This is a genomic window from Pseudomonas sp. NPDC087614 (assembly GCF_044743485.1).
In the GTDB taxonomy this organism is placed as follows: Bacteria; Pseudomonadota; Gammaproteobacteria; order Pseudomonadales; family Pseudomonadaceae; genus Aquipseudomonas; species Aquipseudomonas baetica_A.
The window spans coordinates 1-26,714 of record NZ_JBIUWN010000077.1; the positions used below are offsets into that span (position 1 = coordinate 1).

The 26,714-nt window shown below is 58.9% G+C and carries 22 protein-coding genes, 1 tRNA gene and 4 pseudogenes; 13 read left to right on the forward strand and 14 right to left on the reverse strand.

Annotated elements, in window-relative coordinates; genetic code table 11:
• Window positions 1-78: 78 nt before the first annotated feature.
• The 5 genes from ACIOWA_RS22665 to ACIOWA_RS22685 all read right to left on the reverse strand — a co-directional run bounded on the left by ACIOWA_RS22665 (window position 79) and on the right by ACIOWA_RS22685 (window position 4,375).
• Entirely contained in the window at window positions 79-1,086 is a 1,008-nt protein-coding gene (locus ACIOWA_RS22665; protein ID WP_401162031.1) for a cation:proton antiporter, read from the reverse strand.
• Window positions 1,087-1,272: 186 nt separating this feature from the next.
• On the reverse strand, window positions 1,273-2,112 hold the full coding sequence (yghU, locus tag ACIOWA_RS22670) for a glutathione-dependent disulfide-bond oxidoreductase (protein WP_339433012.1): 840 nt from the start codon (window positions 2,110-2,112) through the stop codon (window positions 1,273-1,275).
• Window positions 2,113-2,415: 303 nt separating this feature from the next.
• On the reverse strand, window positions 2,416-2,865 hold the full coding sequence (locus tag ACIOWA_RS22675) for a hypothetical protein (protein WP_401162033.1): 450 nt from the start codon (window positions 2,863-2,865) through the stop codon (window positions 2,416-2,418).
• A 121-nt stretch (window positions 2,866-2,986) separates the two neighbouring features.
• A complete protein-coding gene (locus tag ACIOWA_RS22680) occupies window positions 2,987-3,205 on the reverse strand; it encodes a hypothetical protein (RefSeq protein ID WP_401162035.1) in 219 nt (72 codons plus the stop codon).
• A 225-nt stretch (window positions 3,206-3,430) separates the two neighbouring features.
• Window positions 3,431-4,375 carry a LysR substrate-binding domain-containing protein gene (locus tag ACIOWA_RS22685; RefSeq protein ID WP_401137122.1) on the reverse strand — a complete coding sequence of 315 codons (945 nt, stop codon included), beginning with the start codon at window positions 4,373-4,375 and terminating at the stop codon, window positions 3,431-3,433.
• 198 nt (window positions 4,376-4,573) lie between these two features.
• Between ACIOWA_RS22685 and ACIOWA_RS22690 the strand changes: the two genes are divergently transcribed.
• The 5 genes from ACIOWA_RS22690 to ACIOWA_RS22710 all read left to right on the forward strand — a co-directional run bounded on the left by ACIOWA_RS22690 (window position 4,574) and on the right by ACIOWA_RS22710 (window position 9,845).
• Window positions 4,574-5,503, forward strand: a complete 930-nt coding sequence (locus ACIOWA_RS22690) for a LysR substrate-binding domain-containing protein (RefSeq protein WP_401162037.1) — start codon at window positions 4,574-4,576, stop codon at window positions 5,501-5,503.
• Window positions 5,504-5,619: 116 nt separating this feature from the next.
• Complete coding sequence (locus ACIOWA_RS22695) at window positions 5,620-7,113, forward strand: GMC oxidoreductase (RefSeq protein WP_339433017.1); 1,494 nt, start codon at window positions 5,620-5,622, stop codon at window positions 7,111-7,113.
• Window positions 7,114-7,132: 19 nt separating this feature from the next.
• Window positions 7,133-8,590, forward strand: coding sequence for an aldehyde dehydrogenase family protein (locus ACIOWA_RS22700; RefSeq protein WP_339433018.1), 1,458 nt, complete (start codon window positions 7,133-7,135; stop codon window positions 8,588-8,590).
• Between the two features lie 98 nt (window positions 8,591-8,688).
• Entirely contained in the window at window positions 8,689-9,618 is a 930-nt protein-coding gene (locus tag ACIOWA_RS22705) for a catalase family peroxidase (RefSeq protein ID WP_339433019.1), read from the forward strand.
• The gene (locus tag ACIOWA_RS22710; protein ID WP_339433020.1) at window positions 9,615-9,845 is read left to right on the forward strand and encodes a hypothetical protein; all 231 of its coding nucleotides are present in this window, start codon (window positions 9,615-9,617) and stop codon (window positions 9,843-9,845) included. The genes ACIOWA_RS22705 and ACIOWA_RS22710 overlap by 4 nt, the downstream gene beginning before the upstream one ends.
• A gap of 43 nt (window positions 9,846-9,888) precedes the next feature.
• On the opposite strand, the pseudogene ACIOWA_RS22715 reads toward ACIOWA_RS22710, so the two are convergent.
• Window positions 9,889-10,140 (reverse strand): annotated as a pseudogene (locus ACIOWA_RS22715) (MFS transporter); the annotation flags it as partial.
• A 317-nt stretch (window positions 10,141-10,457) separates the two neighbouring features.
• On the opposite strand from ACIOWA_RS22715, the gene ACIOWA_RS22720 reads away from it, so the two are divergent.
• Genes ACIOWA_RS22720 through ACIOWA_RS22735 form a run of 4 tightly spaced genes read left to right on the forward strand, consistent with a single transcriptional unit; the run spans window position 10,458 to window position 16,723 of the window.
• Entirely contained in the window at window positions 10,458-11,579 is a 1,122-nt protein-coding gene (locus tag ACIOWA_RS22720; RefSeq protein ID WP_339466032.1) for an AAA family ATPase, read from the forward strand.
• A complete protein-coding gene (locus tag ACIOWA_RS22725) occupies window positions 11,576-12,010 on the forward strand; it encodes a hypothetical protein (protein WP_339466030.1) in 435 nt (144 codons plus the stop codon). Before ACIOWA_RS22720 ends, ACIOWA_RS22725 begins: the two co-directional genes overlap by 4 nt.
• The gene (locus ACIOWA_RS22730; protein ID WP_401162040.1) at window positions 12,010-13,836 is read left to right on the forward strand and encodes a hypothetical protein; all 1,827 of its coding nucleotides are present in this window, start codon (window positions 12,010-12,012) and stop codon (window positions 13,834-13,836) included. Before ACIOWA_RS22725 ends, ACIOWA_RS22730 begins: the two co-directional genes overlap by 1 nt.
• Window positions 13,823-16,723, forward strand: coding sequence for a bpX6 domain-containing protein (locus ACIOWA_RS22735; RefSeq protein ID WP_401162042.1), 2,901 nt, complete (start codon window positions 13,823-13,825; stop codon window positions 16,721-16,723). Before ACIOWA_RS22730 ends, ACIOWA_RS22735 begins: the two co-directional genes overlap by 14 nt.
• A 14-nt stretch (window positions 16,724-16,737) precedes the next feature.
• Here ACIOWA_RS22735 and phnE read toward each other — a convergent pair whose 3' ends face one another.
• From phnE to ACIOWA_RS22760, 5 genes are all read right to left on the reverse strand, one after another.
• Window positions 16,738-17,505 carry a phosphonate ABC transporter, permease protein PhnE gene (phnE, locus tag ACIOWA_RS22740; protein ID WP_339466028.1) on the reverse strand — a complete coding sequence of 256 codons (768 nt, stop codon included), beginning with the start codon at window positions 17,503-17,505 and terminating at the stop codon, window positions 16,738-16,740.
• A complete protein-coding gene (locus ACIOWA_RS22745) occupies window positions 17,502-18,326 on the reverse strand; it encodes a PhnE/PtxC family ABC transporter permease (protein ID WP_401162044.1) in 825 nt (274 codons plus the stop codon). Before ACIOWA_RS22745 ends, phnE begins: the two co-directional genes overlap by 4 nt.
• Window positions 18,320-19,117 carry an ATP-binding cassette domain-containing protein gene (locus ACIOWA_RS22750; RefSeq protein WP_339496033.1) on the reverse strand — a complete coding sequence of 266 codons (798 nt, stop codon included), beginning with the start codon at window positions 19,115-19,117 and terminating at the stop codon, window positions 18,320-18,322. The genes ACIOWA_RS22745 and ACIOWA_RS22750 overlap by 7 nt, the downstream gene beginning before the upstream one ends.
• A complete protein-coding gene (locus ACIOWA_RS22755) occupies window positions 19,114-19,977 on the reverse strand; it encodes a putative selenate ABC transporter substrate-binding protein (RefSeq protein WP_339466026.1) in 864 nt (287 codons plus the stop codon). The genes ACIOWA_RS22750 and ACIOWA_RS22755 overlap by 4 nt, the downstream gene beginning before the upstream one ends.
• A 168-nt stretch (window positions 19,978-20,145) precedes the next feature.
• Window positions 20,146-20,547 (reverse strand): RidA family protein, encoded by a 402-nt coding sequence (locus ACIOWA_RS22760; protein WP_401162047.1) that lies wholly within the window; start codon window positions 20,545-20,547, stop codon window positions 20,146-20,148.
• Between the two features lie 7 nt (window positions 20,548-20,554).
• Here ACIOWA_RS22760 and ACIOWA_RS22765 point away from each other — a divergent pair.
• Together ACIOWA_RS22765 and ACIOWA_RS22770 are read left to right on the forward strand one after the other, a co-directional pair.
• Window positions 20,555-21,022 (forward strand): annotated as a pseudogene (locus ACIOWA_RS22765) (LysR substrate-binding domain-containing protein); the annotation flags it as partial.
• 144 nt (window positions 21,023-21,166) lie between these two features.
• Window positions 21,167-22,327 (forward strand): radical SAM protein, encoded by a 1,161-nt coding sequence (locus ACIOWA_RS22770; protein ID WP_339433028.1) that lies wholly within the window; start codon window positions 21,167-21,169, stop codon window positions 22,325-22,327.
• Window positions 22,328-22,346: 19 nt separating this feature from the next.
• On the opposite strand, the pseudogene ACIOWA_RS22775 reads toward ACIOWA_RS22770, so the two are convergent.
• Window positions 22,347-22,454 (reverse strand): annotated as a pseudogene (locus ACIOWA_RS22775) (LysR family transcriptional regulator); the annotation flags it as partial.
• Between the two features lie 81 nt (window positions 22,455-22,535).
• On the opposite strand from ACIOWA_RS22775, the gene ACIOWA_RS22780 reads away from it, so the two are divergent.
• Window positions 22,536-23,546 carry a GlxA family transcriptional regulator gene (locus ACIOWA_RS22780; protein ID WP_339433029.1) on the forward strand — a complete coding sequence of 337 codons (1,011 nt, stop codon included), beginning with the start codon at window positions 22,536-22,538 and terminating at the stop codon, window positions 23,544-23,546.
• Between the two features lie 7 nt (window positions 23,547-23,553).
• Here the strand turns inward: ACIOWA_RS22780 and ACIOWA_RS22785 are convergent.
• Window positions 23,554-23,707: pseudogene (locus ACIOWA_RS22785) on the reverse strand (alpha/beta hydrolase); the annotation flags it as partial.
• A 445-nt stretch (window positions 23,708-24,152) separates the two neighbouring features.
• Here ACIOWA_RS22785 and ACIOWA_RS22790 point away from each other — a divergent pair.
• Window positions 24,153-24,227 (forward strand) — tRNA-Gln (locus ACIOWA_RS22790).
• Between the two features lie 115 nt (window positions 24,228-24,342).
• On the opposite strand, the gene ACIOWA_RS22795 is transcribed toward ACIOWA_RS22790, so the two are convergent.
• Window positions 24,343-26,331, reverse strand: coding sequence for a U32 family peptidase (locus ACIOWA_RS22795; RefSeq protein WP_339466021.1), 1,989 nt, complete (start codon window positions 26,329-26,331; stop codon window positions 24,343-24,345).
• Window positions 26,332-26,714 lie beyond the last annotated feature (383 nt).

A 26,714-nucleotide genomic window follows, 5' to 3' on the forward strand; every position in this document is an offset into this window, starting at 1 on the left:
CAGCGTGTAATCGCGCTGACTACGTTTTGCGCCCGTATCCATTGCACCCTCCTGATAAGAAGCCAGAAGGTGTAAACCTTATTCAGGACGAGACAGCCGCGAGAATAAAGTCAGCATGATCACCATCAGTCCCGTGACAATCAGAGGATTGGAGAACTGAATCAGAACAACTTCCAGGCCAATGAGTACAAACAGCAACGCGTTCAGAATTTCATCAATCAGCTCCCAAAACATATCCACGTTTTTTTCGGTTTTTTCAGACATCGCGTAGGTGCGTCCCTGGTTCCCCACGATCAATCCCATCACCACCATCGCCAATGGCCCCGAAACATGCAAAGACGTGGCGAGGGCATAGCCGCCGAGCACAGCGGCCAGCGTGATGAGAACCTCTTCCTGATAGCTGTCGATACTCTTGAGCATTCGGTACGTGATGTACCCGACTGCAGCTCCTAAAAGCGCGCCGCCACCCGCTTCCCTCAGCAAAACCAGCGACGCACCGCTGAAAGAGGGCGTTTCACCGCTCGCAATCATTGCCAGTATCAGCGAAAACAGCACAACGCTGACGCCATCGTTAAAGAGCGACTCACCCGAAATCACCACCTCAACACTGCGGGGGGCACCTGCTGATTCCAGGATGCCCATGACCGCAATCGGGTCGGTTGGCGAAATCAGCGCGCCGAACACCAGGCAGTATGCAAGGGGTAACTCAAGGTTGGTCAGGGACAGCAGTTCCCAGAGCCCAAAACCGATGATCAGCGTCGATAGGGTTGTACCAGCGACGGCCAGGCATGCAATTTGCCATTTGTAGGAGCGCAGTTCCGACAAATTGACATGCAATGCACCTGCAAATAACAGCAAGGACAACATGCCTTGCATCAGTAACTCGGAAAAGTCGATGGACTCGATCAATGATTGTTCGATGGTGTGCAACGTGTGAAAGCCCAGCGCATCAGAGGCCATGTTCAATAGCGAGAGGCCCAAAGCAATGCCCATCACGCCGATAGCCGGGGGCAGCCCCACATAACGACGATTGAGGTAGGCGAGGGTCGCGGTGATGCAGAGAAATATTGCAATGATGTCCAGCATGGGTTTGATGTCTCCCAGGCGCACCGGGTGGGGGTTGGACACTGGCACCTTCTGCGTTCTGCGTGATGCCATATGGGCACCCGCAAATGCCACTCATGAAAGATGCGAGTAAATGTTTGCGTGGGCGGCCGATCAAATGAGTTTTTGATCGGCCGCCATTAACCAGAGCAGTGTTGCTCCGGTGGCTTAATTCAAATCGCCAGCCTGATGTCGCTCGGGCACCTGGCTCGCTTCATCGCCCCATGTCCGATTGACGCGCTGCCCACGAATGACCGCTGGCCGCTTGGCGATGTCCTCTGCCCAGCGCTGCACATGAGTGTATTCGTGAGCGGCCAGAAACTGCGCCGCCGAGTAGACATTGTTGCGCACCAGTTGCCCGTACCACGGCCAGACCGCGATGTCGGCGATGGTGTAGCTGTCGCCGGCCAGGTAAGGACTTTGGGCAAGACGCCGATCCAGTACATCCAGTTGCCGCTTGGCTTCCATGGTAAAGCGGTTGATCGGGTACTCCATTTTCTCCGGCGCATAGGCATAGAAATGCCCGAATCCTCCACCCAGATAAGGCGCTGCGCCCATCTGCCAGAACAGCCAGTTGAGCGTCTCGGTGCGTCCTGCCGGATCTTTGGGCAGCAAGGCGCCGAATTTTTCTGCGAGGTAGAGCAGGATCGCGCCCGACTCGAACACCCGAATCGGCGGCTCGACACTGCGATCGAGCAGGGCAGGAATTTTCGAGTTCGGATTGATCTCGACAAAACCGCTGGAGAACTGATCGCCTTCGCTAATGCGGATCAGCCATGCGTCATATTCGGCAGCGGTATGCCCCAACGCCAGTAGTTCCTCCAGCAGAATCGTTACCTTCACGCCGTTGGGCGTGGCGAGCGAGTAGAGCTGCAACGGATGCTTGCCCACCGGCAACGTCTTTTCATGCGTCGGGCCGGCAGTCGGGCGGTTGATGCTGGCGAACTGTCCGCCGGATGGCGCTTCGTTTTTCCAGACCAGGGGCGGAACGTAGGGCGTTTTGCTCATGACATTGGTCTCGTCGATTGTTGGCTGAGAACAGAGGGACACCGTAGCGTGTTTGTCGCTTACGCCACAAAAAAATTCCGCATTTCTTGAGCTGATGCCTGCGTGAAAGACCGCTTCTGCCGGGCATCTGAACTCAATACCGCTATGACACTGATGCTTTGCGGCTGTATCGGGGGTATCAGTTTCGACGCTGGAGTCGGGCTCGCGGGCCCAACAATAAGCGGACAGTGTCGAGACCTCGCGCGAATGTGGCGGTGTAACGCTTTGGGCCATAGTGGTGCCGAGCTGCTTTTCTCGAAATGTTCAACGGGTGTCCGTTTCCGAATGGCGGGCCAGTATGTTTCTGATGAGAGTTTCTTCACTAAATGAAATATTGGCGATTTCACACGCGTCAGGGACTTGTTGCCATTCGCTTGAGGTGTATCCGATCTGGCGCACAAGCCATTGCTGCGGGCCAGTCCAGGACAGCTCGAGGTAAGGGCCGGCCAGTTCTTTATTGGCGATCAGCAAGCCGACTTCATCCGCCGGCCCCGGGCACATGCCGCCGACCGCAAAAGGTACCCGCTCGAGGATGAGGGCGTTGAGTATGGCCAGCAACTCTGCATGCGAAGCGAAGGAAACGTGGCGCTGGCCGGCAACAGCGCCGGCAAAAACCAGGTCGCCGGTTTGTGAGTCTGCAGCGTTGATCGATGCCAGGTGCGCTGGCGCTTGGCCGGAGCCTTTGGCATAGCGTGGTTTAATCACGGTAATCACTCAACTCAACAGGTCGAAGACCCGCGATGCAGAAGGGCGAGCATGAGCGCACAGATCCCTGCGCTCATGCTCGGAGAGGGGCCAGGATGGTGAGGTAGATCCACCTGATACGGCGAAAAAATCAATTCCCGTCCGCTACCTTGCGTTCAATCTCATCGGTTTTGCGCTTTAACGTCTCCGCGTCCTGCTCTTTGACCCGGGTCGAAGTCGGTGTGATCACCTCATCCACGGCCTGGGTGTCACTGTCCTTGTCTTCAAGATCCCGTTCGACCACATTCACCGGTTTCCCGGAAGCGTCGGTGGGCTGGGCATTCATGGTTTTGTCGTCATTGCTGTTCATATCGCAGACCTCCATGGGTGTAATCGTTGGAGGGGCGGTTTGAGGCTAGCGTTCGATATTTCTTTAAATCGCTGAATCGACGTTGCAGAAACTTTGCACCTTTCCAACGGCTAAATCTGTTTTAACCAGACCCTGTCGGGATGAATATCATCATGCGCCCAAGCACCTTGTTTGCAACGTTGCTCGGCTTGTCTGCACTCGAGGTTTTGCAGCAGAAGCCAGCCATTAAGCAAGCGGTATCTTTTTCATGCCTCGCATCGGGTCATCCAGTAGACGAAATTGCTCAAGTATGAAATCGAGCAGTAGCCGTGTTGACGGCAGCATGCCTTGTCTTGAAGCAAATACGGCATGAATCATTTCTGTTCTGGGTGCCCAATCCTGCAAAACCACGACCAGATCCCCGCGCTCGATGTAATCGTGTACCAGTGACATTGGCATCTGCGCGACACCAACACTGTCGATAGCCGCGCAACGCAACATCAGCAGGCCTTTGGTAATGAGCAGCGGTCGGTGCGCGTGGGTGAACTCCGAGCCGTCAGCATGGAACAGCGTCCAGCTGTAATCGCGTTGTGGACTGCCGTGATGAACACTGGGCAAACGCGCCAGATCTTCTGGCCGGTCGGGTGTACCCAAGCGGCTCAAAAGCTTCGGGCTGGCTACCAGACATTGGGGGCGTTGGGACATGACGCGGCTGACCAGATTGGAATCTTGAAAGGGCAGGGGACGGACCCTCAACGCCAGATCGACGCCTTCGGCAACCACATCGACCTGACGATCACTGGCTTCCAGATGCACCTCCACACGCGGGTGCTTGACCATGAAGCGCGAGATGATTGCGCCGACACATTCCTCTAGTAGCACCGTGGGGCAGGTGACCCGCAGGACCCCGCCAGGCTCTGCGTGGGTCATCGCTATCGCAGCTTCCGCCGATTCAGCTTCCTTGAGCATTGCTCGGCAATGAGCATAGTAGATTTGCCCCAGCTCGGTGACCGAAAAATGGCGGGTGTTACGAATGATCAAGCGCACGCCGAGCCGTTCTTCAAGTAGAGCGATCCGTCGGCTTAGGTTGGATTTCGGAATACCCAGCGCACGTGCGGTGGGCGCGAAGCCTCGGTGATCCACCACCATAACGAAGTACTGAAGGTCATTGAGATCCAGCACGGTCGACATCCATTGAGACAGAAGGCACCAACTATACAAGTCTGATCGTCCCTTGTATGGGAAACACCAGTCAGTTTTTTGTATCTGGTGCCGCGAGCTGCGCGGACATTAGATTGCAGCCGCTCGATGACCGCATGTGTAAGGTCGGCAAGTGGTATCGACGACGTCAACAGCTCGCCCGCGCTGCGGTTTTCTCTGGATCTGAACTTGAACAAACTCTGTGAGATGCATTCTTTTGTCACGGTGGTCGACACCGGCAGTATTTCCGAAGCCGCGCGACGCTTGGGCATTGCCAAGTCGATGGTCAGCCAACGCCTTCAGCAACTGGAAATGCGTTTGGGCAGTATTCTGCTTGAGCGCGGACGACGCGCGCGACTGACCGAAACTGGCGATGTGTTTTATCGTTATTGCGTGCGCATTCTGGCCGATGTCGACGACGCGGAGGGCGCGGTATTGTCCTCGCAGTCGAGCCTGCGTGGCAGTTTGCGACTGGCCGCTCCGATGGCATTCAGCATTCGTTATCTGACGCCGATTCTGTCTGCTTTCGCGGTGCGCTACCCCGATTTGCAGCTGGACGTCGAGTTCGATGATCGTCACGTCAATTTGCACGAAGAACGCTACGATGCCGCTATCCGCATTGGCGAGTTGCCGGACTCTTCGCTGGTGGCGAAAACCATCACGCCAAACCGCCATATCATCTGCGCAAGCTCAGACTACCTAGCCACGCATGGCATTCCACAAACCCCACAGGAGCTGTCCCGTCATTTCGCCATGCTCTATGTGAACCGTGAGCCCCACGGCATGTGGATGTTGCCGGTGAATAACACGCTGGAGTCATTTCGCGTGCGCTGTCGCATGCGCACCAACAATGCACATCAGTTAATGGAAGCCGCCAAGGCAGGCATGGGGCTAGCGATCCTGCCGACGTTTCTGGCTGCTCAAGCGATTGTGGCCGGCGAGTTGCAAGAGGTGCTGGCGACCTATGCACCACGCGCAGGAAATATCTCCATGGTGTACCGACGTTCATTGCGCGCATCGCCCAAGCTGCTGGCGCTGGCTGGCTTTCTCTGCGAGCAGATCGGCAACCCGCCAGCGTGGGAGCAAATGCTGGCAGCCCATGCAAGTCAGTCTGATTGAATCGTTCGCAATTGACGAAACGTGGATTCACTTTTTGCCTGCTTATGAGCTTTTGAAGGCTTACATATGCTTTCCCCAACAGACGCAATCTCTAGCGCCTGACAGGGAAGAAACGCATGAAGAACGTAATTATCGTCGGTGGGGGCTCGGCCGGTGCAGTGCTGGCTCGCCGATTGAGCGAGAGCAATCAGCGTCAGGTGTTGTTGCTTGAGGCCGGGAAAAGCTTTGTGCCGAACGACTATCCCGACGTTGTTACCAGCAGCGACATTGTTGGGGCCAGTAGCAGTTCGGAGCTCGAATGGGGCTACAAAACCCAGCCCGGTTACATCGATCATCCCATCGGCGCTTTGCGTGGCAAGGTCTTGGGGGGCTGCTCTGCCATCAATGGCGCGGTAGCGATTCGTGCTCGCCCCAGTGATTTCGCGCGCTGGGATCTACCTGGGTGGAGTTATGACGACATGTTGCCCGCATTCAAAAAACTCGAGAGCCACAGTCGTGGAGGCAGCGCTTTGCATGGTCATGAGGGGCCGCTGCCGGTTAAACAACTGAGCAATCTGGACGTCACGCCAATGCAGCGAGCGTTCATTCAGGCGACGTTCGCCTATGGCTACAAGATCATCGATGACTTTGACGGCGCGGATGCGAACGGCGTCGGCCCGTACCCGATGAATATCGTCGACGGCGTGCGTATCAATACCGGCATGGCCTACCTCACTGAACAGGTGCGAGCCCGCAGTAACCTGCAGATCCAGGCGGACAGTCTGGTCGATAAAGTACTGTTTGAGGGTCGACGTGCCATAGGTGTACAAATGAGCGATGGCGCGCAACTGTTGGCCAGTGAAGTGATCCTTTGCGCGGGTAGTTATGGCAGTGCGGCGATTCTGCTGCGCTCCGGTGTTGGTCCTGCCGCCGATCTGGCCGCGTTGCAGATTCCGCTGGTAGCGGATCTTCCGGTGGGTCAGCGTTTGATAGATCACCCTTTCTATTACAACGCCTATGCAGCCCGTGCGGATTTGATCGGTCGACAATCACCGGTCATCGGCGCCAAGCTCTGGACCAGCAGCCGCCGAGCCGAAAAGGATGAACTCGATCTGCACATCACCGCCACGCACCTATTTCCTCACGATCAGAGTCCGACCCATGTGGGCTTTGTGCTCGCCGTCGCACTGACCCGCCCGCAATCGCGAGGCAGCGTAACGCTGGCGAGCCGTGATCCGCTCGTGGCGCCTAGCATCGACCTGAATTTTCTCGCCGACCCTGAGGATCGCCAACGCCTGCTTGAGGGTATTCGCTTGGCCCGCAAGATTGGCGCCACTGCACCGTTGAACGCGTTTATTCACTCGGAGCTTAATCCGGGGCCGAGCACTGAGTCGGACGAAGCGCTGTTGGCGAGTGTCCGGGCGAGCCTGGACACCTATCACCACCCGACCTCAACCGCGCCGATGGGCAGGCCCGGTGATTCACATGCGGTGGTCGATTTGCAGGCGCAGGTCATTGGCTTGCAAGGGCTTCGCGTGGTCGACGCATCGATCTTTCCCGATGTTCCATCAGTTGCAACCAACATCACCGTGATCGCCGTTGCGGAAAAAATCGCCGCGCTTTACGCCTAATTTTCAGGACTCGACTTCCATGAACAACACACCTGTTTTGAACTGGATTGATGGCCTGTGGCTCGATTCAGGCGTTTACAAAGATTCCATTAACCCCGCGACGTATGAGCGTATCGGGCGATATGCCGAGGGCGGTGCCTATGAGGCACAGCAGGGCATTGAGGCAGCGTTGCGTTCGTTTGCACAAACATCTTGGAAAGATGATCGCACTCTGCGCGCCACGGTACTGTTGGAGCTGGCGGATGGTTTTGAACGCAATGCCGAAGAGCTGATAGACACGTTGGCGCTGGAAAACGGCAAGATTCGTCCAGAAGCCGAATTCGAAGTGCGCATGGTGCCGCCTAAATTGCGCTATTACGCTGCAATGGTGCGTGCTGAGTACGGACGTTCAGCGGAGCCGAAGCCCGGCAGGATTTCCTTGGTGCTGCGTCAGGCCGTGGGTGTCGCGGGCATCATCGTGCCGTGGAATTCGCCGGTGGTATTGATGATTCGATCGTTGGCCCCGGCGCTGGCCGCAGGTTGCACCACGGTAATCAAGATGCCGGGGCAGACCGCTCAAACCAACGCGCTGCTCGCGCGGATCATGAGTGAGGCGCGGTCATTGCCTCGCGGTGTCATCAATTTGTTCAGCGAACTGGGAGCGGCGGGTTCGATCCATCTGGTTGAATCACCCAAGGTGCCGGTGATCAGTTTTACCGGCAGTACCAGCACGGGCCGCGCGATCTCGGCAGCGGGTGCGCAACACCTCAAACGCTTCGGTCTGGAGTTGGGTGGCAAGACGCCGATGTTGGTGTTTAACGATGCCGATCTCGATGTGGCCGTACCGGTGTTGCTCAAAGCCCTGACGGTGTTCGCCGGGCAGTTCTGTATGACGGGTTCGCGGTTATTGGTCCAGCGTGATATCGCCGCCGAGCTGATTGAACGTCTGGCTGCACGCCTTAAGGCGGTGCGTGTGGGGCCTGCGGCGGATCCGACCAGCGAAATGGGGCCGTTGATCGACAAGCCTAACGTGCAACGCGTCAACCAAGTGGTCGAGGAGGCGATTGACGCCGGTGCGCAAGTGATCGTGCGCGGCGGCCCGATCACCGATGGGCCGCTCGCCAAGGGTGCATTTTATCGACCGACGCTGTTGCGTGTCAGCGATCCCGAAATGGCCATCGTCCAGCGTGAAACGTTTGGACCGGTGCTGACCTTGCAGGTTTTTGACAGTGAGGTCGAGGCGGTCGAAATGGCCAACAACAGCGAGTTCGGCCTGGCCGCCAGCGTTTGGACCCGCGATGTCGATCGCTCGCTGCGAGTAGCACGCGAATTGGAGGTCGGCACTGTCTGGGTCAACGATTGGGCCATGGTGTTCGATGAGTTCGAGGAGGGCGGTTTCAAACAGTCGGGGCAGGGTCGTCTCAATGGTGTGGCGGCCATGGATGATTTCATTGAGTACAAACACATCGCACTCAATCCCGGTCTGCGTCAGGGATGAGCGCCATACGATTGCAACACTTACTGGTTGGGGCAGTGTTGGCCGGGACGCTGACAACGTCCTCGGCCCTGTTCGCCAATGAAACAAGGGATAACGCTATGCCCCAAGAGCGGTTGTACGACGCTTTGCTCGATGCGCTCAATGCTACGTTCGGCCGTCACCCCGGATTCAGGGCCACCCATGCCAAAGGCCTATTGCTCAATGGCACATTCAAGGCTTCGCGCGTCGCCGGCTCAATCAGTCGAGCTGCCCACCTGCAAGGGCAAACGGTGCCAGTGGTGCTTAGGTTCTCCAACTTCAGTGGTGTACCGGCTACCGCTGACGGGGATCCGATGGCCAGCCCGAGAGGGTTGGCAGTGCGTTTTACCCTACCGAGCGGCGAGGCCACCGATATCGTGACGCACTCGTTCGACGGCTTCCCGGTCGCCACGCCAGAAGACTTCCTGAGATTTCTGCAAGGCATTGCCGCCAATGTCGCAACACCGCCGGATCCCCAGCCACTTCAAACCTTTTTGGCGAACCATCCACGGGCGCAGCATTTTCTGGAAACGCCCAAACTGCCACCGCGCAGCTATGTGGGGCTCGAATACTTCGGTGTCAACGCACTGGTGTTCAGCAATCGTCAGGGCGATGAGCTAATTGGCCGTTACCGCATCGAACCCCTACTCAAGCAGCCATTGCTGAATGACACCCAGGCGGCCACGATGTCCGCTGATTACTTGCAGGAGGAAATCAGCGCGCGACTGAGCGAGGGCTCGTTGAAGATGCGATTGGTGCTGCAACTGGCAGCGTCGAGAGACGCAGTCGAAGATGGCTCAATCCCGTGGTCGCGTCAGAATAAGGAAGTTGAACTGGGGATTTTCAGTCTTGCTGCACTGGAACCAGCCGAGACACAGCAACTCGCTCAGCAACGTCTGGCGTTCAGTCCGGCGCGTTTGCCAGACGGTATCAACCTCAGTAGTGATCCGATGACGCTGGCGCGCGATCGGGTTTATCAGCGGGCGGTACTCAGGCGCCAGCGACCATGAGCAGCCATTCGGGCGCTCGCTGGAAACAATGGGTGTTGTCATGGCTGGTGGTATTGCCGCTAACGGTGAGCATGCCCTGGGGCTTGGCGACGTTGCTGGAACTGGCGGATTTACATTGGCCAGGGTGGCTGTTCAAAGTCGCGGTGGCCGGGTTGATCTCTTTCAACATGGTTTACTGGATGTTGCCGTTAAGTGCTCGGCTGTTGTCACGCTGGTTGCTGCGCTGAGGCCTGTGCCCCACCCTCCGTTCAGGAGGGCGGAGCGCCAGGCTCAGTCTTTAAGTCTGTCGCGATCCTTGGGTTGCGGCAGAAAGAATGTGCCAAGTATTGCGGTCCTGACCGCAATCACGCTCGGATACCACAACCCGCAATAGATATCGCCCGTGGCCGCGACCATGGCGAACGCCACCGTTGGCAGGCAGCCGCTGAACCAAGCGTTGCCGATGTGATAGGGCAGCGACATCGAGGTGTAGCGGATGCGGGTCGGGAACAGTTCGACCAGCCACGCCGCAATCGTGCTGTACCGCCGAGCAACGCCTTGATCACCACTTTGGGTTGCTCCAGCGCGTGAACGATTCGGGCAGCGGCGGTTTCGGCGCCTTGCCTTCGGCCTTCATCTTCTTGAACGCCGGCGCCGTAGAGGTAAAAGTCGTAGCACTCGAACACCGTGCCGAGGGAGGACGCGAAGACGGCCTTGCGCTCCTCCTTGGTGATGTCGCCGCTGTGGGGTGGACTGCTTGTCGCACTCTGGTCTGTGGATTCGATTAAAGATCGCTTGTTGGCGGCCGATAGCTGCCGATCGCCATCGATTCAAGAATCCATTTTTCAGGGACGACGCCCATGAATGCTTCATTGCAGAGCGCTGCCGCGCAAATCCGTCAGGCCGTTCGGGTCGCCACCGAAGGCCTTGTAGGGCGTGAACAGTTGGCGGAGCTGATTGTTCTGGCCGCTGTGGCGCAGGAGCATATTCTGGTCATCGGCCCACCGGGCACCGCGAAAAGCGCGGTGGTGCGGCGGGTGGCGCAATCGATGGGTGGGCGTTATTTCGAATACCTGCTGGGGCGCTTCACCGAGCCGTCGGAGCTGTTTGGCGCGGTCGACCTGAAAAAGCTCCGTGAAGGCACGGTAGAAACGGATGTCAGCGGTATGCTCCCGGAAGCCGATATCGTCTTTCTCGACGAGGTTTTCCTCGGCTCGACGGCGATCCTCAATACCTTGCTTGGCGTGCTCAACGAACGCCGTTTTCGTCGAGGTCACACGCAGATTCAGTGCCCGTTGCGAGTGTGTGTCGGCGCCTCCAATGGTCTGCCGGATGATGAAGCGCTGGCAGCCTTTGGTGACCGATTCCTGCTGCACCTGTTTGTCGAGTCGGTGCCGGACAATCAGCTTGAAGCGATGCTCGCCGGCGGTTGGCAATCCGAGCAGCGGCCGGTTCAGCAACTGCTGGGCCTGAGCCAACTGGACACGCTCGGCCAGGCTTTGAAAAACGTCGTCATGACGGCTGTTCGTCCGGCACTGGCCCAGGCCATTCGCCGACTGCGCGAGGCCGGTATTCAGTTGTCGGATCGACGCATCGTCAAATCCCAGCGCCTGATCGCCGCCGCGGCATTGCTCGGTGGGCGACTTGAGGCCAGCGAAGCGGATCTGTGGCCGTTGCTGTATGTGCTGCCGACCAAGGAAACCCAGCAGCATGGTCGCGAAGTACTGCGCGAGATCTTCGCCCAGTCCAATAACAGTCATTTGTTTAGCGCTGTGGAAGAAGCCACCTTGCAGCCGATGTCGCGGCTCAGTCGCTTGCTGGAAACCGGCGAGGATTATCTGGCGCGCAACGAGCCACCGGCGAGTGCCTTGCTCGAAGGCCTGCTGCGCGAAATCGACGCCAATTTCAACGAACAGACCATTCCGTCGTCGTTGCAGGATGTGCGCGGTCAGGTGGCGCGTCTGCTGACGTCTGCGGCATGACGATCAAACCGATGAGTTGGGCCTGGCAGTCACGGCGCACGCCGGTCAGACCCCAGGCCGCCGTGGCGTGGGGCGACGTCGCGCGGCGCTTGCACGCACGGTTGCTGTCGATCCCCGAGGAACAGGCCGGGCGCCTGCAAGCCACGGCCAATCGTGACGTGTTGGTGGTGACCGGTGTCGCAACGGATCTGCCGTGGGTCGACGGCGTGGCATATGCGGCGATGGACGACCGTGCACCGGGGCTGTGGCTGCCAACCAGTTGGGAGCCCGACCGGCCGACAGACCTGCTGGGGCTTGCGCTGTCCAATAGATTCGCGCGGGCGCCGCTGCTGCTCTGGCGCGAGCCAGCCGCCGTGGTGCCGCTGGATCGTTTGTTGCCAGTGACTGCGCAGCATTTGCAGCGCATTGATGCTTATTGGGCGGGCCGCTGATGCAATTACCGGAATCGCTGCACCCCTGGCGCGACTGGCTGCAATGGTTTGCCCCAGAACAACTACCCCTGTTTGCTGACCTGTTCGGGCGTCTGGATCCGGTGCTGGGTCCGCTGCGCGGCCAACAGCAGGGCGGGGTGCCCGAGCCCGACGGCTTGGCCGATCTGCAACGTCGTGGCCCTTATGAGCGGTTGTTGTCGAGTGAATGGTTGCTGGCCGATGAAGTGCCCGACGAGTTTCTGCGCCGGGCCGTGGTGGGTGAGCATCTGTTTCTCGCGCCGCAATATCGCTCGCATCAGGCCAGCCGCTTGATGGTTGTGCTGTTCGATGCCGGGCCGCTGCAACTGGGCGCCGCGCGTCTGGTTCACATGGCCTTGCTGATCCTGCTTGCACGTCGTGCCAAAGACGCTGGCGCCGAGCTGCGCTGGGGCATTTTGCAGCAGGCACCGGAACTGCATGCGCTCGACAGTGCAGCACAGCTCAAATGCTTGCTCAGCGCCCGTACCTTCAAAACCGTTGACACCGGGCACTGGCAGGCCTGGCGTGACGGATTGAATGCGCAACCGGAGCCCGTCGGCGAGTGCTGGCTGGTGGGCCAGCGCTTGTCCGCGACCGAGGGCTTGTCCTGCACCCATCGCGTCCAGGTATCGCGCAGCCTCGACGGACGCAGTCTGTCGGTGGCGCTGCAAGCGGCGGGCTCCCGGCGCGTGACTTTGCCGGTTCCCGATGAGCGCCTGGCCTTGCAGTTGCTCAAAGGCCAGTTCGAAGGCGAAGTGGTCGCGACTGCGCCTGCCGCCAAGGGGTGCGTTCCGCGTGTGTCGCTGACCTTACCGCCAGTGATTTCCAGCGCGGGTACCCATGTCGCCATGAAGATGCTCGATGAACCGGGCATGGTGGTGATCAAGTTGCCGGCACAGAACCAGAAGAAGCCGATCGAGATACGCCGCAATCTGTGGGCTGTCGGAAAAACACCGTTGGCTCCGACGTTCTTTGGCAGAGCTTTGGGTGCCGTTCTGAGTGACGCATGGAAATTGTCGTTCTGGAACATGCCGGGCCTTAAATCGGTCGACAAGCCATGCCCCGAAGAACTGAAACTGCCGCCCGGCACTGCCACATTCCTGCCGGTGGCCGGATTGCGCAATCACTCGAGCGGCCGATTGTTCTTGCTCGATACCCAGGGGCATCTGGCGTTCTGGGTGCTGGAGACCGGGCGCTCACCGGCCAAGCCCTTGCCCCGGCATACTCATCACCTGACGAATAATGTCTTGGGTCTGGCCAAGACGTTCGGCAGCACGGCGACTTTTGTGCGCCGCGAAGGTAATCGCTTGCACGCACACACGGTTGACCCTGACGGCGAGGTCTCGGCTGCAGTTGACGTGGGTTTGGCCGAGCACATCAGTCAGGTGCTGTTTGTCGGCGGGCGGCGCAGGTATCTCGATAGCTGTGCGTTGCTGACATTGAAAAACGACGAGTGCGAGAGCTGGCGCGTGGTATCGGCCGACGGCTCTGCTTTCGAAACGCAAAGAATTGACCTGGCACCCGGCTGGAAAGGTATCGGCCTGCTGAAACAGGACAATGAGCCCTATTCCCTGCTGTTGCTCGGTCGGCAGGCCGTAGCCATTCATTACGAAGGCGAGCAACGCGTGTTATTCACCACTACCGATACCATCGCCAAATCAAGTTTTTGCCCCATGAGTGGCGTGCTCGCCGTGCTGACCAGCACCCGCGAGTTGCTGGTGTATTCGGTGCCGCAGCGCCTGATGCGCCTGCAAACGTTCTGCAACGATCAGCCGTACAAGAAGGAAGGCACCGATGACTGGACATGACGCGGCATTGATCCGCCGTCCGCTCTTGACCGGGCACCAACACATCGAGGGCCTGTGGTTTTCCGCCGATCGTTTCGACGAAAGCGAACGCGCCCGACTGCTCCTCGAACACTGGCAAACCGAGGCCCGGGCCTACCGTTTCGCCGACGGTGATCTGTTGCGCTTTCGCCAGCCCATCGCCGTGCAATGCGAGGCGTTGACCGGTTGGCCGCTGACTCGTCAAGGCACCGCACTGTGTTCGGCGCTGCTCGATCCGCAGGAAATGCGCAACCTGCCGGCTGCCGACCTTTGGCTGGTGCGCGGCAGTCACGTCAGTGCCCTGCATTTGCGCGATGCCGTGGCCCTGGCACCGGGTGACTGGCTTGACATCAGTGGCCTCACCTTGCTCGACACCTATGACTGTCGCAACGTGCTGCCGGAGCCAGTGCTTGAGCCCGTGACCGTGGTCACCGATGTCCGGGAAATTCTTGGCGACGCGTTGCGTCCGGTCAGCCCCGAGCAGGCTCAGGTCATGAAAGCGTTGCTGGAACGTCAGCAAATCGCGGCGAAGGAGCCGGCCTATCAAGCCGTCACGGCGAAAGAAACGGGGTGGACGCAATCGGCTGACACGCCTTTGCCGTGGCTGAAGCTCGTTGTGACCCTGGTGATTCTGATAGCGGTTTTCTGGATGGGGTCGCAGGGACAAAATCCCGGACTGCAAGGCTTGCCGGCGAAAACAGCGTCGCCGGTCTCGGTGCAAATCAGCGCCATCGTGGTCGGGACGTTGATCGGCGGGATTGCCCTGACTCTGATATTGGCCGGGCTGCGCCACCTGTTGCGCCGACCGGCGCCAGTGCTGCCTTCGGCTCCCCGTGTCGCCGAGCCCGGCATCGACGCCCGCGCCACACCGGTCAAAGCCAAGCCGTCGCGCTGGCGGCGCTGGGTGACGCGCCTGACTGAAAATTCGCGTCTGTCGGCTCTGTATGGCAAACGTCAGGCCGCCTACATGCGGCGCATGCTCGAGATGTTCGAGGACGGCGATTTCGAAGAGGCGCTGCGTCACGCTATTCCATTGGGCAGCGAGCAGAGCAGCGGCGAGCAATCGTTCGGTACACCGCAGCGCCGTGAGGATCTGATGATCGACCACGGCCGTGGACCCACGCGCTCGATCAGGTTCGAACACGACATGGAAGCGCATCTGCGGCAGATCTACCGGCAGACCTTTGAGCGTCTGGATCGCGAGGGCCGCATTGAGGAAGCGGTGTTCGTGCTCGCCGAGCTGCTCAAGGTGCGTCAGGAGTCGCTCGACTATCTGGAGAAGCACGGACGGCTGCAACAAGCCGCCGACCTCGCGCTGGCCTGGGATATGCCGTCTGCGATGATCGTGCGCCTGCTATGTCTGGCCGATAACTGGCAGCGCGCCTTGCTGGTCGCCCGGCGTGACGACGCGTTTGCAGCCGCCGTGACATTGCTGCAAGGCAAGTGGCCGGACAGCGCCGACCGTTTGCGTCTGGAATGGGCCGAATCGCTGACCCGCAAGGGCCTCTGGCTGCAAGCCGTCGAGGTGATCTGGCCGCTGACCGCAGAGCGCCAACGTGCTGCCCAGTGGCTGCTGGATGCTGAAGCGGCGGGGGGGAAGCTAGCGTTGGGCGCATTGGTGAAACGGGCGGTGCTGTTGCCCGATACCTTGCAGGCTTACGCCGAGTGGGTCGAGCAACTGCGCGATGATCCGGCGCGTCACGCCGAGCGCGCGGCATTGGCCGAGATTTTGTTGCAGCACAAGACGCACGTGAGTGCGCTGGCCTGGCTGGCCGGTGCCATCGTGCACGCGGTGCTGGCCGACCAGATCGACGGCCATTGTCGCTTGACGCATCTGCAATTGCAGGCACTGGTCAGCATGAGCAAGGACAAACTGTTGCAGGCCGACCTGCCGGGGGCGTTACCGACCCTCGCCGCGAGGGTCTCGTTGTCGCAAGTGGGTGAGCCACTTGAATGGACAGCCCCGTTCATGGGCAACCGCAAGATTCTCGATGCGGTGCCGCTGGAGCAGGGGCGTTATTTGCTCGCGTTGGGTGAGGCGGGGGCGATGGTAATCGATGCGCAAGGTCAGAGCCTGTGCCATTTCCCGGTGCCGGCACACGACATAGTGCTGGCCCATGACCGGCAGGTCGTACTGGTGCTGGCCCGACGCGATGATGTCTGGCGTATCAGCAAGCTCGATCTGGTCACGCGCAGTGCGACAGATCTGGGCGTGCAGCGGTTTGACGTGTTCGCCCGGTCATTCGACGGTTTGACCTGGACCGTCGGACGAGGTCGGCAGGTGCGGGTGGTGGATGTCGATCATGGCTTCGAAACCCTGTGGCATGTCAGCGATTTGCCGGGTCAGGTCTGCGGCATGAAAGATGATGCGCAAAACGAACTGCTGTGGCTGACTCACCCGGACCAGGGCTTGTATCTGTGGCACTACCGCTTGCCCGAGCGTCGACTGATCAGTCGGGATTTGATGCCGGCCTTGCCAGTGGGCAGTTTCCGGTTGCTCGACACCGATGGTCGGGTACTCGGCGCAACACTCAAACTGGGTGACAATGAAGATCCTGTTCTGGTGGTGGAGTGGATCGGCGGGCGCAAAGGCTACCGGTTACCGGGGCTGGATGCGCAAAAAATCGATGGGCTGGATGTGTATCTGCATGGCCAATGGATGCTGACTCGTTACCTGATCAACGATCACGAGATGCGGTGGCATTTCATTCATCGCGGCAGCGACCAACTCTGCGCCACGTTGCAATGGCCTTTACACGGTGCGCAATTACGCTGTTTCGGGCCCGATTTCTTGCTGTTCGATCACCATGGGCGTTTCAGTCATATCAACGTCGACGCGGCCACCCAACACAACCTTTCGCTGAATTGAACCGGCCGGGCCGCTTACGCTTTAACCCAGCGCTGGCGGCTCCACGCACTCAACCAGTCCACCGCAAACACCAGCACCAGCATCGCCAGAATCACCGTACTGGCCTGCGCTTCCTGAAACAGGCTCAGGCTTACATACAGCATCTGCCCGAGCCCGCCAGCGCCGACAAAACCCAGCACGCTGGCCATGCGGATGTTGTTCTCCCAGCGATACAGGCAGTAGGCGAGCAGTTGCGGCGCGAGGTTGGGCAAGGTGCCGTAGCAGAAGGCGAGGATTGGGTTGCCGCCCTGCAAACGGATCGCTTCGGCGGGTTGCGGCGGGGTGTTTTCCAGGGCTTCGGCGAACAATCGGCCGAGCACGCCAGTGGTGTGCAGGGCAAGGGCGAGGGTGCCAGCGTTTGGGCCCAGGCCGGCGGCGAGCACCATCAGCGCGGCCCAGACCAGCTCGGGAATCGCCCGCAGGCCGTTGAGCAACAGGCGCGAAACGCTTTGCAGCGGCCAGCCGAAACGCCCGGCAGCGGGCAGGGCGAGGAGGATGCCGAACAACGCCGCGAGCAGGGTTCCAATAGCTGACATGGCCAACGTTTCCATCGAGCCTTTGAAAATGGCTTTCAGGTAATCCGCACTCAGATCCGGGCTGAAAAAGCGCTGCACATACGCCGCCATTTGTTTCAGGCTGGTGGCGCTGCCCAGTTCGCTGATGTCGAGGCTCAGGTAAGTGAAAGCAGCGATGACGGCCACGCCGATACCCGCGATCAGCAACAGATTGATCAGGCGATTCATGCCAGTCTCCAGCGCAGCAAGCGGCTAAGTTGATCGGCTGCGAGCACCAGCAGCAGGAAGGTCAGCAGAATACTGGCGACCTCACCGCCAGCGAACATGCGGATCGACAGATCGATTTGCTGGCCGAGCCCTCCGGCACCAACAAAGCCCATCACCACCGAAGCGCGGATCGCGCACTCCCATCGATACACCGTGTACGACAATAATTCCGCCGCCACATTGGGCAGAATACCGTAGGCAAAAGCAGCCAGTCGGCCACTGCCAGCCTGCAACAACGCGTGTGCCGGCCGCTGACTGGTGGACTCGAAAATCTCCGCGTAAACCTTGCCGAGCATGCCGCTGTAGGTGATGGCGATTGCCAGCACACCCGCCGCCGGTCCTAACCCGACGGCGCGCACGAACAGCAGCGCCCAGACGATTTCCGGCACGCTGCGCAAAAAGATCAGCAAGCCGCGAACCGGCCAGCGCAGCAAACGCCCCAGCCGACTTGGAACACCGCCCCTCGAGGCCGCGGACAGCGATAGGGCGCGACTGGCGATCAGGCTGGCCGGTATCGCCAATACCAGCGCCAGCGCCATGCCGGCTGTGGCGATGGCCAGGGTTTGCAAGGTGGCTTTGAGCAGTAACTGGAGAAACGCTTCGTCGTGCGCCGGTGGCCAGAATTGCGCGACAAACCGGCCCATTTCATTCTGGCTGTCGGGTAGCAGCACGCCCAGATTCAGTTCACTGAGCTGGATCCCCGGCCACAACAAGGCAATCGCCAACACGGTCAACAGCAGCCGTGGCCATGCCGCGGGATCCCGTGAATCAGCGCTCAGCATCGTGGAATCTGCACAGTCAAAGGCGCCACCGCAGCCGTTGGCGATTGCATTTTTTCGTTGGCGTACAGCGCATCGAGCATCTCGGGGCTGACTTGATCGCAAGGACTGTCGAACAGAATCTGCCCCTCTCGCAAACCGATGATGCGAGGAAAGTGCGAGAGCGCCAGATCCACCGCGTGCAGGCTCGCCACCAGTGTAACGTTGTGCTCGCGGGCATGCCGAGACAGGATCGACAGCGTGTGGCCGGCCATGACCGGGTCCATCGCCGAAACGGGCTCGTCGGCCAACAGAATCTCCGGCGCCTGATACAGCACCCGGGCGATGCCGACGCGCTGCAATTGGCCACCCGACAATTGCTGGCAATGGGCGAACAGCTTATCGCCCAGATCCAGACGCGCCAGCGCCGCGCGGGCGCCGGGCACATCCAGCGGGTGGAGTAGATTCAACAAGCTTTTGCCCAGACTCCACTGCCCGAGTTTGCCCGCCAGCACCGCCGTGACCACCCGTTGACGTGGCGGCAGAGGCGGAGCCTGGTGCACCAGACCGATACGCGCGCGCAGGCGCTGCCGTTGCCTCGCAGACAATTGCCAAGCGCGCTCGCCTAGTACGTCGATCTCACCGCTGCTGGGCCGCAGTGCGGTGGCCAGCAGGTTGAGTAAACTCGATTTGCCGGCGCCGGACGGGCCGATGATGGCGACCTGTTCGCCGACGCCAATCTGCAAGTCGATGCTGCGAAGCGCGTCGACTCCATTGGCGTGACGCAGGCTACCTTGGGTGAGGCGTAAGGTCATTTCAGCAGATCGGCAGCGCGGGCGGCTTCCTCGATGCCCTTGTAGTTCTCAGGCTTGGTATCAATGAAGCGGCTGGCCGCCTGCAGATCGAGAATCTTCTTCTGCTCAGGGTTGGCCGGGTCCAGATCAAGGAAGGCTTTTTTGATCTTCGCCGCCAGTGCCGGGTCGAGTGTGCCGCGCACGGTCCAGTTGTAATCGAAGTAGGGCGGGGTGGTGGCGAAGACTTTCACTTTTGTGGTGTCGACCTTGCCGGCATCCACTAGTTTCTGCCAGACACTGGCGTTCAACACACCTGCGTCGACCTTGCCGGCCTGCACCCAGGCGACGGTGGCGTCATGGGCACCGGAGTAGGCGACGCGGCTGAAATATGCTTCCGGCTTGATGCCGTCATTTTTCAGCATGAAGTAACGCGGCATCAGGCTGCCGGACGTGGACGACACCGAGCCGAAAGCGAAGGTCTTGCCTTTCAGGTCGGCCAGGCTCTTGACGTTCGGGTCGGCCGTGATGAATTTGCTGGTGAATTGGGCGTCCTGTTCGCGCTGTACCAGTGGAATCACTGGGGTGGTAGCGTCGGTCTTCAAGCGCGCCTGAACAAAGGTGAAACCGCCCAGCCAGGCCATGTCGAGACGATCGGTCGCCAGTGCTTCCACCACGGCCGGGTAATCGGCTACCGGCACGAACTGCACCTTCATGCCCAGTTGTTTTTCCAGATAAGCGCCCAGTGGCTCGAATTTGCGCAGCAACTCGGTCGGGGCTTCATCAGGAATGGCGCTGACCTTCAGCACCTCGGCGGCGTGCGCCACCAGGGCGGAAAAGGACAGGGCCAGACCGGCCGTCAATGCCAGGGTTCGCTTGAGCATGGGAATCTCCGTTTCGTAAGCGTCAATGTCGGTGCGCCTGTAACTGGGCGCAAAGTCAGGTTAGACGAAACGGCGAGGTTATACGCAATCGACGATCCAAAGGCCAGTGTTGACAGGCGCCGCTTATAAATGAGCGCGGCGCGAGCAGCTTGTTCCCGGGCCTTAAGGTCAGTTGGACTCAGGCAATCTGGCAATCACTTTGATCTCGAAATCGAAACCATACAGCCAGGTCACGCCCACTGCGGTCACGGTCGGATGTGGCGCGTCGCCCCAGAATTCTGAAAGAACCACATTCCTGATCGCCTCGGGCTTCGATTGCGGGTCGACGATGAAGACGGTGACATCCACCACGTCGCCGAAGGTACAACCGGACTCATTGAGGATGGCGTTCAAATGGCTGAAGGCCAGGCGCACCCGGGTTTGCAGATCCGGCTCGGGTGAGCCGTCCTCGGTGCTGCCGACTTGTCCCGAGACAAAGAGAAAGCTGTTGGAGCGAATGGCCGCTGAGTAGCGATTGCGCTCGTAAAGCGTTCTGCGTTCAGGAGGAAAAACTACGTCGCGCTGCGTCACGGGGTGTCTGCCTGGCGCGGCAGCGATACCCACGGTACGGCTGCGCGTCGATGTGCCTAGCCCATCTACGCGTCCGATTCTGATGCCCGTATTGCCCGAATTTCACGCGCGCTGCCCGGATATGCAGTTCGACATGGGCGTTAGTGTTGGCATCGTCGATATCATTGATGAAAACGTCGATTGCGTGGTGCAAGGCGGTGAACTGCTGGATCAGTCGCTGATGGCCCGCAAGGTCGCGGATTTGCCACTGGGCGTGTTTGCCGCGCCTGCTTATCAGGCCCGCGCCGGCACATCGCGTCGGGACGGCGCGGAATGGGAGTCCTCTGGCTGCCCACGTACATGTCCGACGCCCATGTAGCACGAGGGTGAGTGAGTGCCGCTGTTCGAAGATTGGCAACTTGAGCCGATGCCTCTGTATGTAGCGTATCCGCCCAGCCGGCATGTAACCCTGAAGTTGCGAGTGTTTATCGATTGAGTGGTGGCGTTGATGACGTAGTGAGTGACTGGTGTGCTTTTTGCTTGTACGACTGCGATGCCGTCAAATAACTTACACAAATGGCGACTTGAAAGCCTGCAGCCGTGATGTGCATGGTTTTCGCCTCCAGGAGCTGCACCCATAATGAACATGTACATCGATATCGTCGGCGCCTGTAATTTAAGCTGCCCTTCCTGTCCGATGGGTAACTCGGAAAACCTCAATTTCAAGAAATCCATGCAACTCGACATGTTCAGGCAGATCGTCGAGAAAGCCAAACGTGAAGGTGTTCGCTCAATCTTTCTCTACAACTGGACCGAGCCGCTGGTTCATCCAAAGATTGGCGAGTTTATCGAAATCGTTAACGCGGCGGGCTTGAACAGCGGTGTCAGCACTAACTTGAATCTGGCCAAGAACATGGAAAAAGCCTTGATGGCCGAGCCAGGGTTCTTCCGTATATCGCTCTCGGGTTTCTACCAGGAAACTTATGAGAAGGGTCATGTGGGTGGTGATATTGAAGTTGTAAAACAAAACATGATTGCCTTGCATGACATTAAACAGCGATATGGTTTAGCCACCCAGGTCGACGTTTACTATCATCGCTATCTGGACAACATGGAAGAAGAAGCGCTGATGCGCGAGTTCAGTGAGCGCTTGGGTTTCAAATTCACTACTGGCTATTCCGTGATGATGCCGCTGGAGAAGACCCTGGCGATTGTCGAGGGCGATTCCTCTGTCACCGAGACCGATCTCGAGACCCTGAAAAGGCTCGCGTTGCCGCCTTATGCTGATCTTGTGAATGTCATCCAAAACTATCCCCCGCAGATCTGTGTCCTGAAGGACGATTGGCTGGTAATTGACTGCAATGGCAATACGGTACTGTGTTGTTCGATTTTCAATCAGACCGAATATCAAGTGGGTAAGTACCTTGACATGCCCCTTGATGAACTGACTCGACGCAAATCCACGCAGAAAAACTGCGCCGACATGTGTGATCGATGCGCCAGCAAGGGCATGCATATCTACTCGATGAATAACAATCGGGGTGTGTTGGAGAGCCATGCGGTTAATCGCATCATCGATTTTCAACGACGCAGTATTCTCGAACTGCCGATTGATAGCGAACAACTTGGCCGGGCCGGCGAAGTCAGTGCCGAAAACTTCGATGAAGCCCAATACTTTCAATTGAATGAAGACGTCAGGCAAGCCGTTCAAAGCGGCGCTTTCTCCAGCGGCTACCAGCACTATTTGCTGTTTGGCCGTTTGGAGGGAAGACTCGGTGCCGGTGTCTTTACAGTGGTTTAAACAACGATCAGGCGGACAGCAGATGATCCGATAGCCAAACGATAAAGCGTTGGGCCATCGGACCGTTCTCACTGTCGCGATGGGTCGGTAACGCCCAGTTCGGGCCGCGAATCGAGTCTTCGACCAGCCATCAACCGTAGGCGTGATTGACTCTTTGTTCCATCAGGCTAACTATCGGCGGATAACAACATGACCGAAGGACCCTGCCTTGATCGAACGACGCCAATTCAGCGGAGGTATGAAGGGGAAAAACCTCCGCTATTTGAATGAACAATCAGCTGACACCCGCGTGACCCGCACTGGTTTTCTGCTGCTCGAACACTTTTCACTGCCGGCCTTCACCCAGGCGCTGGATACCATCATCACCGCCAATCTGTTGCGCGCAGAGTTGTTTGCTTCCCGCACGTTCGGGTTAGGCGAAGGTGAGGTGAACAGTGATCTGGGTTTGGTCATTCGCCCGGATGTGCGGATTGATTTGGCGGCCCTTCAAGAGCTTGATCTACTGGTGGTGTGCGGTGGTTATCGAACCGAGCTTAAGGCGACGGATGAATTGATCAGCCTGTTGCGCGCGGCGGCGGAGCGGGGCGTCAGTCTCGCAGGGTTGTGGAATGGCGCTTGGTTTCTCGGGCGCGCCGGATTACTCGATGGCTATCGCTGCGCGATTCACCCGGAGCATCGTCCGGCGCTCACCGAGATTGCCAAGGCCACGCAAGTCAGCAGCGAACCCTATGTAATTGATCGTGACCGGCTCACCGCGTCGAGTCCGTCCGGAGCTTTCCACATGGCGCTGGATTGGATCAAGGGCTTGCACGGCAAAGCGTTGGTCGAAGGCATCGAGGATATTCTGGCGTTCGAAGAGTCGCGGTACCGGCGGATCAAACCGGATGAAAACATCTGCGTGAGTGCGCCGTTGCGTGAAGTGGTGAAGTTGATGGACGCCAACCTTGAGGAGCCGCTGGAGTTGGAACAACTGGCGGTGTATGCCGGGCGATCTCGGCGCCAGTTGGAGCGCTTGTTCAAGGAGCAACTCGGTACCACGCCGCAACGTTACTACCTGGAACTGCGCATCACCGAAGCGCGGCGTTTGCTACAACACACCGAGCTTTCCCAGGTGGAAGTGCTGGTGGCCTGCGGCTTCGTTTCCCCAAGCCATTTCAGCAAATGCTACAGCTCATACTTCGGCTATCGCCCCTCAAGAGAAAAACGCCTCGTTAAATAACCCGAGGGAACTGATACTTGCCGGTCAAGCGCTTGGTGTAGTTCTCAGGCGCCGGGTGCGGTGCGGCGTTAGCATCGCCCTTCAACGTTACCGTCGGCACACTGATCGGACGGTGCGGTGGCCAGTTTCTGCTCCAGCGCTGCGTATTTTACTTCGCCCTGCCAGCGCCGCTGGTTGCCCATTGCGCAGGGTGTCTTTGGAGAGGAACTGCGTATCGCCATAAGCTCGCGCCTAGGGCATCAACACTCGATAACCCTTGGTCGCCAGCAACGGCGTGCCATCTTCATGGTGACGTCTCCTGTACAAGCTCCTGGCCAAGGGTTCCTTATAAATCCTTCAAACCTTGAGTGCATTTGAGCGCAGGGACGTATCAGGCCTGTGTCGAAGCAGGTCATTGTTGAAAGGCGCTGTATCGCGGCGAGGGGTTATACAGAGTGTGATACACAGCGAAAAACCCACTGATCACTGGCCCGAAGCCGGGCAAAATAATAAGTCGCTGTTTTAAAACAAAAAATAATTCATTTCGTACTTCACAAACGAAAAGAATGTTGGTAAATTGCGCCCCGTTCTCGCAGTGATCCTCACGGAGCCGCTGACAAGAGCTGTAGGGGCGTCGCCAAGCGGTAAGGCAGCAGGTTTTGATCCTGCCATGCGTTGGTTCGAATCCAGCCGCCCCTGCCATATATCGAAAAACGCCAACTTCGCAAGAAGTTGGCGTTTTTTTATGCCTGCGATTTGTGCCGCGACGGAGCAGGGCTGGCGCGCACGATGCCGGAGCACCGTGCGCGCCCCTCACTCAGTGCGGTGCGCGCGGGATGGTTTTCATCAGGTCTTCGGGGCTGATGTGGCCGACCACACTGCCCGGTTGCGGCAGGTTGAGGATGTGGCCCTTCATCTTGCCGATGATGTGCATCTCGCACGGTTTGCAGTCGAACTTCAGCGTCAGCACTTCATCGCCGTGGATCAACTGCATCGGCGCGACTTTGGTGCGTACGCCGGTCACGCCTTTGGCCTGTTTCGGGCACAGGTTGAAGGAGAAGCGCAGGCAGTGCTTGGTGATCATCACCGGCACCTCGCCAGGCTCTTCATGCGCTTCATACGCGGCGTCGATCAGCTTCACGCCGTGACGGTGGTAGAAGTCGCGAGCCTTCTGGTTGTACACGTTGGCCAGGAACGTCAGGTGCGAGTCCGGGTACACCGGCGGCGGGGTGGTTTCAGCTTTGCGGCTGCCGCGTGGGTGAGCGGCGACACGGGCGGCAGTCAGGGCTTCGATCACTTCACGGCGCAGGGATTTGAGCTGTGAGTTGGGGATGAAGAACGCTTGTGGCGCATCGAGTTTGATGTCGGTGGCGTGGTACTGCGTGGTGCCGAGTTGGCCGAGCAGATCGCGCAGTTGCTCCAGCGCCTGCTCGGGCTTGTTGGCAACGCCGAACGGGCCGTCAAGCGTGACGCTGGCGCTGATGCCTTCTTCGCTGGTGGCGGTGAGGTCAAGCTGTTCTTCACGCAAGCGGGCGAGCCAGCTCAACGCCACGCGACGTTCGGAAGAAGTCTTTTGCAGCGCCTGTTGCCAGTTGTGATCGAGGTTGCGATTCAACGGATGGCTCGGGCGCAGCTTGTACAGGCCTTCCGGCATCTCGTTAGGCTCTACGCGATAGCGGTAGCGCTTCTCGCCGTCTTCTTCGAACTCGCCTTTTGGCTCAGCGATGTTGGCGCGGAAACCGACCACTTCCCGTTTGACCAGCACGTTCAAGCCATCACCGTTGGACAGCGGCTCGTGGGTCACGACCTGCATATCACGCTTGCCGACTTTCTCGACCGTGCCCACCGGCAGACCGGTGAACGTCGGCGAGTCAAACGCGCCAATGTCGATCTTGCGATCTGTCACGAAGTAATCGGTGCTGCCGCGATGGAAAGTCTTTTCCGGATCGGGCAGGAAAAAGTGCGCGGTGCGGCCGCTGGAGGCACGGGCCAGGTCCGGGCGATCTTCGAGCACGTCGTCGAGGCGCTGGCGGTAATAGGCGGTGATGTTCTTCACGTAGCCCATGTCTTTGTAGCGACCTTCGATCTTGAACGAACGCACGCCGGCTTCAACCAGGGCCCGGATGTTGGCGCTCTGGTTGTTGTCTTTCATCGACAGCAGGTGTTTTTCGTAGGCAATCACGCCACCCTTTTCATCTTTTAGGGTGTACGGCAATCGGCAGGCCTGGGAGCAGTCGCCACGGTTGGCGCTGCGGCCGGTTTGCGCGTGGGAAATGTTGCACTGGCCGGAGAATGCCACGCACAGCGCGCCATGAATGAAGAACTCGATCGCAGCGTCGGTTTCGTCGGCGATTGCGCGGATTTCTTGCAGGTTCAGTTCGCGGGCCAGTACCAGTTGCGAGAAACCGGCCTGATCGAGGAACTTCGCCCGCTCCAGGGTGCGGATATCGGTCTGGGTCGAGGCGTGCAGTTCGATCGGCGGAATGTCCAGCTCCATCACGCCCAGATCCTGGACGATCAGCGCATCGACGCCGGCGTCGTATAGCTGATGGATCAGCTTGCGTGCTGGTTCCAGTTCGTTGTCGTGCAGGATCGTATTGATGGTGGTGAAGATGCGCGCATGATACTTGCGGGCGAATTCCACCAGTTCGGCGATTTCGCTGACTTCGTTGCAGGCGTTGTGGCGGGCACCGAAGCTCGGGCCGCCGATGTACACGGCGTCGGCGCCGTGCAGGATCGCCTCACGGGCGATGGCCACATCGCGGGCAGGGCTGAGCAATTCCAGGTGGTGCTTGGGCAAGGACATAGTTTTTTTAGTCAGGCTGTCACGGTTAGTCGCGCATTGTACCTGCGAAATGGCCGACCGGCACCCGTATGCCGATTCAGGTGTATTGAGTCCGCTGGCACAGCTCTGAAAATTCCATAACTGTGGTTTCTATCAGTTGTTTAATCGCCAATATTCAAACACATTCATCGCCCGATAGTCCGGTGTGCGCAGCTGTCTAAATTCCGGTTTGTTAGTTTGGGAATCAAGGGTGCCTGGTCATGAAAAAAACTGAATATTATGCAACGAATGATCTTGATGAAAAAACGCTAAGGATGGTCTGAAGTAGCCCTGTATTTCCGGCCAACTTCAACCTCATCCAATTTTGAAAGCGGTAGACCGATCAAAAACGATCAGATTGCCCG

Coding starts and splice junctions, on each gene's coding strand:
- ACIOWA_RS22735 (WP_401162042.1), top strand. CDS start 13,823: ATGACTGGACATGACGCGGCATTGATCCGCCGTCCGCTCTTGACCGGG.
- ACIOWA_RS22685 (WP_401137122.1), bottom strand. CDS start 4,375: ATGTCGACCGTGCTGGATCTCAATGACCTTCAGTACTTCGTTATGGTG.
- phnE (WP_339466028.1), bottom strand. CDS start 17,505: ATGAATCGCCTGATCAATCTGTTGCTGATCGCGGGTATCGGCGTGGCC.
- ACIOWA_RS22755 (WP_339466026.1), bottom strand. CDS start 19,977: ATGCTCAAGCGAACCCTGGCATTGACGGCCGGTCTGGCCCTGTCCTTT.
- yghU (WP_339433012.1), bottom strand. CDS start 2,112: ATGAGCAAAACGCCCTACGTTCCGCCCCTGGTCTGGAAAAACGAAGCG.
- ACIOWA_RS22720 (WP_339466032.1), top strand. CDS start 10,458: ATGAATGCTTCATTGCAGAGCGCTGCCGCGCAAATCCGTCAGGCCGTT.
- ACIOWA_RS22795 (WP_339466021.1), bottom strand. CDS start 26,331: ATGTCCTTGCCCAAGCACCACCTGGAATTGCTCAGCCCTGCCCGCGAT.
- ACIOWA_RS22725 (WP_339466030.1), top strand. CDS start 11,576: ATGACGATCAAACCGATGAGTTGGGCCTGGCAGTCACGGCGCACGCCG.
- ACIOWA_RS22695 (WP_339433017.1), top strand. CDS start 5,620: ATGAAGAACGTAATTATCGTCGGTGGGGGCTCGGCCGGTGCAGTGCTG.
- ACIOWA_RS22700 (WP_339433018.1), top strand. CDS start 7,133: ATGAACAACACACCTGTTTTGAACTGGATTGATGGCCTGTGGCTCGAT.
- ACIOWA_RS22710 (WP_339433020.1), top strand. CDS start 9,615: ATGAGCAGCCATTCGGGCGCTCGCTGGAAACAATGGGTGTTGTCATGG.
- ACIOWA_RS22705 (WP_339433019.1), top strand. CDS start 8,689: ATGCCCCAAGAGCGGTTGTACGACGCTTTGCTCGATGCGCTCAATGCT.
- ACIOWA_RS22745 (WP_401162044.1), bottom strand. CDS start 18,326: ATGCTGAGCGCTGATTCACGGGATCCCGCGGCATGGCCACGGCTGCTG.
- ACIOWA_RS22770 (WP_339433028.1), top strand. CDS start 21,167: ATGAACATGTACATCGATATCGTCGGCGCCTGTAATTTAAGCTGCCCT.
- ACIOWA_RS22750 (WP_339496033.1), bottom strand. CDS start 19,117: ATGACCTTACGCCTCACCCAAGGTAGCCTGCGTCACGCCAATGGAGTC.
- ACIOWA_RS22680 (WP_401162035.1), bottom strand. CDS start 3,205: ATGAACAGCAATGACGACAAAACCATGAATGCCCAGCCCACCGACGCT.
- ACIOWA_RS22730 (WP_401162040.1), top strand. CDS start 12,010: ATGCAATTACCGGAATCGCTGCACCCCTGGCGCGACTGGCTGCAATGG.
- ACIOWA_RS22665 (WP_401162031.1), bottom strand. CDS start 1,086: ATGCTGGACATCATTGCAATATTTCTCTGCATCACCGCGACCCTCGCC.